The sequence below is a fragment of the bacterium genome, from assembly GCA_035370465.1.
GTDB lineage: Bacteria > Ratteibacteria > UBA8468 > B48-G9 > JAFGKM01 > JAGGVW01.
Map to the genome: position 1 here is coordinate 1 of DAOOVW010000063.1, position 6,858 is coordinate 6,858.

Consider the following 6,858-nt stretch of genomic DNA (forward strand, 5'->3'; position numbering starts at 1 on the left):
GATTTACCTATACCTGAATATAATACATAGTTATAAAAAACGGGATTTTAGGTTATACATCACCTTTTTTCTGTCAGGATATAAATTTGACAATGTCAAAAAGATAAAATAAAATTTAATTAAAATTAACAAGCAAAATACTGGAGGAAAAAATGAAAAAGAGTGTAAATATAGGTGTAATAGGTAGTATGGATTTTGAAAAAGGGCTTTCAATAATTAAAGATGCTGGTTTTGATGCAGTTGAATTAAATTTAAGTGGTGTTTTAAGTATGGAAAGTTCGGAAGAAGAAGTAAAAAAAGTAAAAGAAAAAGTGAATTCAAAAGGACTTGAAATAGCAAGTTTACTTGCAGGTGCTTTCTGGCAATTTCCATTGACAAGTGATAACCAGCAGAAAAGACAGTCAGGAGAAAAACTTCTTTTAAAAAGTATAGAAATATGTAAATATCTTGAAACAGATGCAGTTCTTGTTGTTCCTGGTGTAGTTGGAACTGTATGGGAAAGTGAAGAGAGAGTTAAATATGATATTGCATATAAAAGAAGTCAGGAATCAATAAAAAAGTGCGTTGAATTAGCAGAAAAAAATAATATTTATATATGTGTTGAAAATGTGTGGAATAAATTTCTTTTAAGTCCTCTTGAAATGAAAAATTTTGTTGAGGAAATTGGTTCTGAATATGTTGGTGTTTATTTTGATGTAGGGAATATTTTAACTATAGGATATCCAGAAGATTGGATAAGAATACTCGGGGAAAAAATAAAAAGGATTCATCTTAAGGACTTCAAATTAAGCGTAGGAAATATCAATGGTTTCTGTAATCTTCTTGAAGGAGATGTTAACTGGAAAGAAGTTATAAGTGCTTTAAGGGAAATAAAATATGATGGTTATTTAACTGCTGAATATGGACCATATAAATTTTTCCCTGAGACAATAATTTATAATTTATCCCTTGCAATTGATAAAATTATTGGAGGGTGAAATAGTTGACATCAAAAGAAAGAATTTATGATGTTCTTTTGGGGAGAATTCCTGATAGAGTTCCTGTTTCTCTTTATAAAATAGACCCATTTGATGAAAACTCATTCTGGGCACAACATAAAAGTTTTTCTAAATTATTAGAGACAGCAAGAAATTTACAAGATACATTTTTCTTTTATAAGTTAAAGACAGGGTTTTTCTTTTCCTCTCCTGAATTACTTGAAATTAAAGTAGAAGAATATCAGGATACTCCTATTTCAAAAACAATTAAAATTACTGTTATTACTGAATTAGGTCCTTTAACAAGAATTGCAAGAACATCAAATATGAGTATGCACCAATGGGTTCAAAAACCATGGATTGAAAGCGAAAAAGATATACATAAATTTTTATCTCTTCCATATTCTCCTTATACACCTGATATAAGTGAATTTTATAAATTACAAGAGAAAATAGGAGATAAAGGTATAATTGTAGTTGCTTTACCTGACCCACTTGGAGTTGTTGGTTTTCTTTTTGCCCCTGGTGATTTTTCAAAATTTGCTATAGATTACCCTGACCTTATTCATAAACTTCTTGATAAAATTTATGAGAGATTAATAAACATATATACTTTCATATCAAAAAATGTTGAAAATGTGATAATAAGAATAAGAGGAGCAGAATATGCAACTCCACCGATACTTCCAGAAGAATATTTTAATATAAAAAAGGCATTTTGGGATTTTGTTATTAGATATGATACCAATCTTATTGAAATTCTTAAAAAGGGTAAAAAAAATTATATATGTTACCACTGGCATGACCATATTGATGATTTAATTAGTTATGTTATGAAATTGGGGATACATATAATAGAACCAATATCAAATACTTTTGAGAAACCAAATTTTATTTTAAAAATAAGAAAAATAGTTGGTGATGAAGTTGTGATTATGGGTGGAGTAGATGCAATTGATATGGAGTTTAAAACACCTGAAGAAATTACTCAATTGGTAAAAGAAACCATAATTCAGGGAGGTAGAAAAGGAAGATTTATTTTAATTCCATCCGATATACCTGAATCAGCCCCATTAACTCCTGAACTTGAAAGAAATTATATTACTTTTTTACAGGCAGCAATACAGTATGGAAAATATCCTCTTTAATAGAATTTATAATTGGAGCAGTTTAGAAGCATTATTATAAAATATCATTTCTTCAAGTTTAGAAGATAGTTTTAATTTCTTTAAGTTTTCTATTGTTTCACCCTGGTCTGCCCATGGTGAATCAGTCCCAAAAAGTATATATTCAGGTGGATGATTTAAAATAATTCTTTTTGCCTTGTCTTCGTCTAAAAATTGTAGAGAAAAAGATATTTCCATATAGATTTCTTTTCCAACTATAAATTTTTCAACTTCATCCCACATTTCCCAGGCACCAAGATGAGTAGTTACAAGTTTTAGAGAGGGAAATGCATTTTTAATTTTTATAATTTTTTCAGGGTCTGCTTTTCTTATCCTCTCAAATGCAAAATCAAAACCAGTATGTGAAACAAGAATCAAATCAACTTCTTCAATTTTCGCATAAATATCAAACATTTTTTTATCATCTAAATTGAAATTCTGGTAATATGGATGTAATTTTATTCCTTTAAAATTATTTTTTTTAATTTCATCAAGTATTTTTTCCCACTCTTTATCATCTGGATGAAAAGAAAGGAATGGTATTATTCTTTCATTTCTAATTTCTTTTGACCAGTTTAAAATTGAGTTATATTGAGATACCTTTGTCGCAATTGAACAAATAACACTTTTATCAATTTTATATTTATCCATTGAACTAAGTAGACTTTTTATTTTTCCATCATGTCTTGCCTTTATCCCACCCTCTTTTTCAAGTAAAGGTATTGCTTTTTCTGCAACAACATCTGGAAAAGCATGGGTATGAAAATCAATAATTTTACTCATTTTTAAAAATTTTTAAAATTTCATTTGCAATTATTGTATGTCCTGTTTGATTTGGATGAACTGGTTCTGGTGCAAATGTCTCACTTTCTCTATATTCAAGATGATGTTGGAAAATTCTATGTAAGTTTATTAAATATGTTTTATATTTATTACTCATTTCCTGAACAATTTGAATATAATTTTCAATTTCTTTTAAAACAGTTCCTCTAAAACTATCTGTTTTATCTATTGTTATATAAAATGGTTCCATTAAAATTATTTTACAATCAAGTTTTTCAACTGTTCTTTGCAAAATATTGTTGTACCATTTTCTAAAACTTTCAGGTATATATTCTTCCAATAATTCATTTTTTCCTAAAACTCTATGAAGGTCATTTATTCCTATTAAAATAGTTAAAATATCTGGCTTATTATAAATAACATCATCTTCCCATCTATTATGAAGGTCTAAAACTGTATTTCCCCCTATTCCTTTATTTATTATTTCAAACTTTTTTTCTGGAAAAGTTGAAATTAAAAGGTCTCTAAAAATCCTGACATAACCATTTCCATAAGGATAAAATGCATCTCTTCTTCCACAATCTGTAATACTATCCCCAATACAAAGAATTTTATTTACTTCCCCTTCTTTTAATAATTTCTCCATTTTTTCTCCTTTTAAAATTTTTTGTTTTTAAAGTATAATACAAAGAAGAAAAATGTCAAAAATAAAATTAATAGCGGTTGACCTTGATGGAACCTTGCTTACTGATAAAAGAGAAATCCATAGAAAAAACAAATATTACTTAAAAATATTCTCAAAAAAAGGTGGAATTGTTGTTCTTTCTTCAGGGAGAATGAGTAATAGTGTTTCTCCATTTTCTGATAAATTGGGAATTGATTGTCCTTTAATTGTTTATAATGGAGCAATGGCAAGATTAAAAAAAAGTGAAAACAGAAAAATAATATTTCATAAACCACTTCCTTCAAAATATTCTGATTATATAATTGACTATTGTCTTAAAAATAAATTCCTTCTTAATTTTTACATAAATGATAAACTCTATTCTCAAAATGACCCCGGGTTAAAAAAATATGCTCTTATTTACTCAACTCAAACTAATTCAAAATATACATTCCTTGATAACCTTGCAAAACTAAAAGGAAAAAGTCCAACAAAACTTATTCTCATAACTGATAGTAAAAATAAAGATATTGAAAGAACAAGGGACTATCAATATAAATTTTTCAAAAGAATTTTCAAAGATAAATTAAAAATTGTCAGAACAAATCCTGAATATCTTGAATTTATGAATAAAAATGTTGATAAATCAGTTGCCCTAAAAAAAATTGCTCAATATTATAAAGTTAAAAAGGAAGAAATTATTTCATTTGGAGATGGAGAAAATGATATTGAAATGATGTGTCTTTGTAGATTTTCTGTCTCTCCCTCAAATGCAAAAGAAGATGTAAAGAAAATTGCAACCATTTCTTTAAAATATTCCAATAATGATGGATTTATAGGTGAATTTTTAAAGATATTAGATTTCTAATAAATATTCCTTAGGAAAAATATTATCAAGAGAAAGAATACATGCAGGGTCAAAAATTTTTTTAATTCTTACCATATCTAATATTCCTCTTTTCCCATACATAATTTCAAGGTATTTATGTTTTAATTTCCCTATTCCGTGTTCAGCAAAACCAGTTCCTCCAAAAGAAACTGCCTTTTTTACTGCTTCTTCATAAATTCTCCATGCTTTTTCTTTTTGTTTTTCATCTTTTGGAAAAAGATTAAAATGAAGATGGTTTTCTCCAATATGCCCAAAGAGTATCATATGAAGGTCAGTGTTTTGTTTTATAATTTCTGTATAAAAATTATACATCAAAGGAAATTTATCTTCTGGAACTGCGGCATCTACTGCAACTTTTACACTTCCGATTTTTTTAAAATATGCATTAACATTATCAGGTAATCTATGTCTAAAATCAATTAGTTTTTCATAATTTTGTTTATCTTCCCCTATCATTGTCTCAACAACTTTTATTTCCTCTGCTATTTCAGCCCATCTTTCCATTTTTTCAATTTCTGAAACTCCTTCACAATAAATTGCACAGGTATTGTCAGGAATTTCAGGAAAATCACTTTTTAAAAACTCAAGTGCTTTTGAATCGAAAAATTCTAAAGAAAAAAGTTGTAAAAATTCCTTTTCACTTTTTATTTTTTTTATAATTTCTGGTATGTTTTCTTTATTGCCAACAAATAAAACTATTATAAATCTTTCAGGTAATTTTTCTATTAAAGAAACATCAATTTCTGTAATTATTCCAAGTGTCCCTTCTGAACCAATTAAAAGGTCAATCCCATCCATTCCCTTTTGTGAGTAATATCCAGCAGAACATTTTACATCAGGAGTTCTGTAAGAAGGCAAAGGTATTTTAAAACATCCATAATCAATAAAGTTGTCTTTTTCAAAAACATCCCCTCTTTTAATTTCAAATATTTCTCCATTACTTCTTATCATTCTTATTTTTTTAACATATTTCCTTGTGGGACCAAATCTGAAACTATATTCCCCTGATGCATTGGTTGCAATATTACCTCCTATAAAAGCAGTTCTTTCTGTCGGAAATGGTGGGTAAAAAAGAGAATATTTATCTAATTCCTTTAAAAATTCATCAACAATAACTCCTGCAGAAAGACATGCTGTTTTATTTTCTTTATTTATAAATTTAATTTTATTAAATTTTTCAAGAGAAATTATCCCTCCCTCAACAGGTATTCTTCCACCTACTGTTCCTGTTCCACCACCAGAAATTGTTAATGGAAATTTATTTTTACTGCTTTCTTTTAAAATAGATACAATTTCATCTTCATTTTCAGGTATAAAAACAACTTCTGCTTTTCCACCTTTAAAATTTGAAGAGTCCTCTAAATAAGAAATTATTTCCTCTCTGTCTTTTTTTACTATCATTTTTTCTTCCTGTGTTAAAATTTGGTACTGCCAAAATTGGTTATAGCTTTTATAATGCTTTTATTTATCTTTTAATGCTTTTATATGTCTTTATATCCCTGCCCTTTTTTATCTATTTTTTGACACTACCTTTAAAATGTTCAAGTTTTACACTCATAATCTCCTGTCAAAATTGAAAATGGGATTTAATTATATGAATTTTTTCCTCACAACTGCCAATCTCTTTCTGCCCCTTTATAGCACTTACTTTCAATAAATATTCTCCTGCTGTTAAATTCACCGGGTTTATCCCAAATTTTACATAGTTGTTTCCATCTGCTTTTATCTCTGTCAAATAATTATTCTCTTTATTACTTATTTCAAATTTGAATTTCACATCTTTTAATTCCCCTTCTCCTAAATTTATCCTTATATTACCTTCAATTTGTTTGTCTGTTGTATAAACCTGAGCAAGTTTTATTTTCATCTCTAATACTTACGGTAAATATATCCCCTTTACATAATATGTTGAATAATCTCTCCCAATTTCTACATTTGCTATTTGTTAAAATTCTTTCCCCTTCCCAAATGATATTAGCCAAATTCCTTCGGCTGATGAAATCCTCCTGTCGTTACTTTCCATTGACTTAGTTCATTTATCTCCCAGTTGGTATGACAAAAATTCGCTCCCCAAATACACCCCTTCGGCACACTCCTTAATCCAAAATCACTAAATGCCTAAATTCCGCCATAATTAGGCACTAAGTAAGTTTATTATATCATATATTCATCACAGCAACAGGGTTTTTTAACAAAGGTAGATGCTATACTTAATGCCTATATGAACATTATAAGAAGAAAATATGTCTTTATCCCCATTTGAGTTTATACATACAGTAAAAACATTTCCCCTCACCTTAAATCCCTCAGGCGTAGTCCACATGCTATCCCTTACCCACATCTTCTACAATCCTCTTGGATAAAGAGATTCCCTTTGCT

The 6,858-nt window shown here is 28.3% G+C and carries 7 protein-coding genes; 3 read left to right on the top strand and 4 right to left on the bottom strand.

Going from position 1 to position 6,858, the window contains the following annotated elements:
* The first annotated feature begins 152 nt into the window (after positions 1 to 152).
* Positions 153 to 977, top strand: coding sequence for a sugar phosphate isomerase/epimerase family protein (locus PLW95_07470; protein HOV22493.1), 825 nt, complete (start codon positions 153 to 155; stop codon positions 975 to 977).
* A 5-nt stretch (positions 978 to 982) separates the two neighbouring features.
* Positions 983 to 2,125, top strand: coding sequence for a uroporphyrinogen decarboxylase family protein (locus tag PLW95_07475; protein HOV22494.1), 1,143 nt, complete (start codon positions 983 to 985; stop codon positions 2,123 to 2,125).
* Positions 2,126 to 2,131: 6 nt separating this feature from the next.
* Here the strand turns inward: PLW95_07475 and PLW95_07480 are convergent, their stop codons facing one another.
* Both PLW95_07480 and PLW95_07485 read right to left on the bottom strand, forming a co-directional pair.
* Positions 2,132 to 2,926, bottom strand: coding sequence for a TatD family hydrolase (locus tag PLW95_07480; GenBank protein ID HOV22495.1), 795 nt, complete (start codon positions 2,924 to 2,926; stop codon positions 2,132 to 2,134).
* Positions 2,919 to 3,572, bottom strand: a complete 654-nt coding sequence (locus PLW95_07485) for an SGNH/GDSL hydrolase family protein (protein ID HOV22496.1) — start codon at positions 3,570 to 3,572, stop codon at positions 2,919 to 2,921. The genes PLW95_07480 and PLW95_07485 overlap by 8 nt, the downstream gene beginning before the upstream one ends.
* A 52-nt stretch (positions 3,573 to 3,624) precedes the next feature.
* Here PLW95_07485 and PLW95_07490 point away from each other — a divergent pair, with 52 nt between their 5' ends.
* Positions 3,625 to 4,458, top strand: a complete 834-nt coding sequence (locus PLW95_07490; protein HOV22497.1) for an HAD family hydrolase — start codon at positions 3,625 to 3,627, stop codon at positions 4,456 to 4,458.
* On the opposite strand, the gene PLW95_07495 is transcribed toward PLW95_07490, so the two are convergent.
* Together PLW95_07495 and PLW95_07500 are read right to left on the bottom strand one after the other, a co-directional pair.
* Positions 4,447 to 5,880, bottom strand: a complete 1,434-nt coding sequence (locus PLW95_07495) for an FAD-binding oxidoreductase (protein HOV22498.1) — start codon at positions 5,878 to 5,880, stop codon at positions 4,447 to 4,449. The two genes, PLW95_07490 and PLW95_07495, sit on opposite strands and share 12 nt — an antisense overlap.
* A 166-nt stretch (positions 5,881 to 6,046) precedes the next feature.
* Entirely contained in the window at positions 6,047 to 6,346 is a 300-nt protein-coding gene (locus PLW95_07500) for a hypothetical protein (GenBank protein HOV22499.1), read from the bottom strand.
* Between the last annotated feature and the right edge of the window lie 512 nt (positions 6,347 to 6,858).

What these genes read in the sequence shown, in the direction of transcription:
- PLW95_07495 (HOV22498.1), bottom strand. Translation starts at nt 5,880, where the DNA reads ATGATAGTAAAAAAAGACAGAGAGGAAATAATTTCTTATTTAGAGGAC.
- PLW95_07490 (HOV22497.1), top strand. Translation starts at nt 3,625, where the DNA reads ATGTCAAAAATAAAATTAATAGCGGTTGACCTTGATGGAACCTTGCTT.
- PLW95_07500 (HOV22499.1), bottom strand. Translation starts at nt 6,346, where the DNA reads ATGAAAATAAAACTTGCTCAGGTTTATACAACAGACAAACAAATTGAA.
- PLW95_07470 (HOV22493.1), top strand. Translation starts at nt 153, where the DNA reads ATGAAAAAGAGTGTAAATATAGGTGTAATAGGTAGTATGGATTTTGAA.
- PLW95_07480 (HOV22495.1), bottom strand. Translation starts at nt 2,926, where the DNA reads ATGAGTAAAATTATTGATTTTCATACCCATGCTTTTCCAGATGTTGTT.
- PLW95_07485 (HOV22496.1), bottom strand. Translation starts at nt 3,572, where the DNA reads ATGGAGAAATTATTAAAAGAAGGGGAAGTAAATAAAATTCTTTGTATT.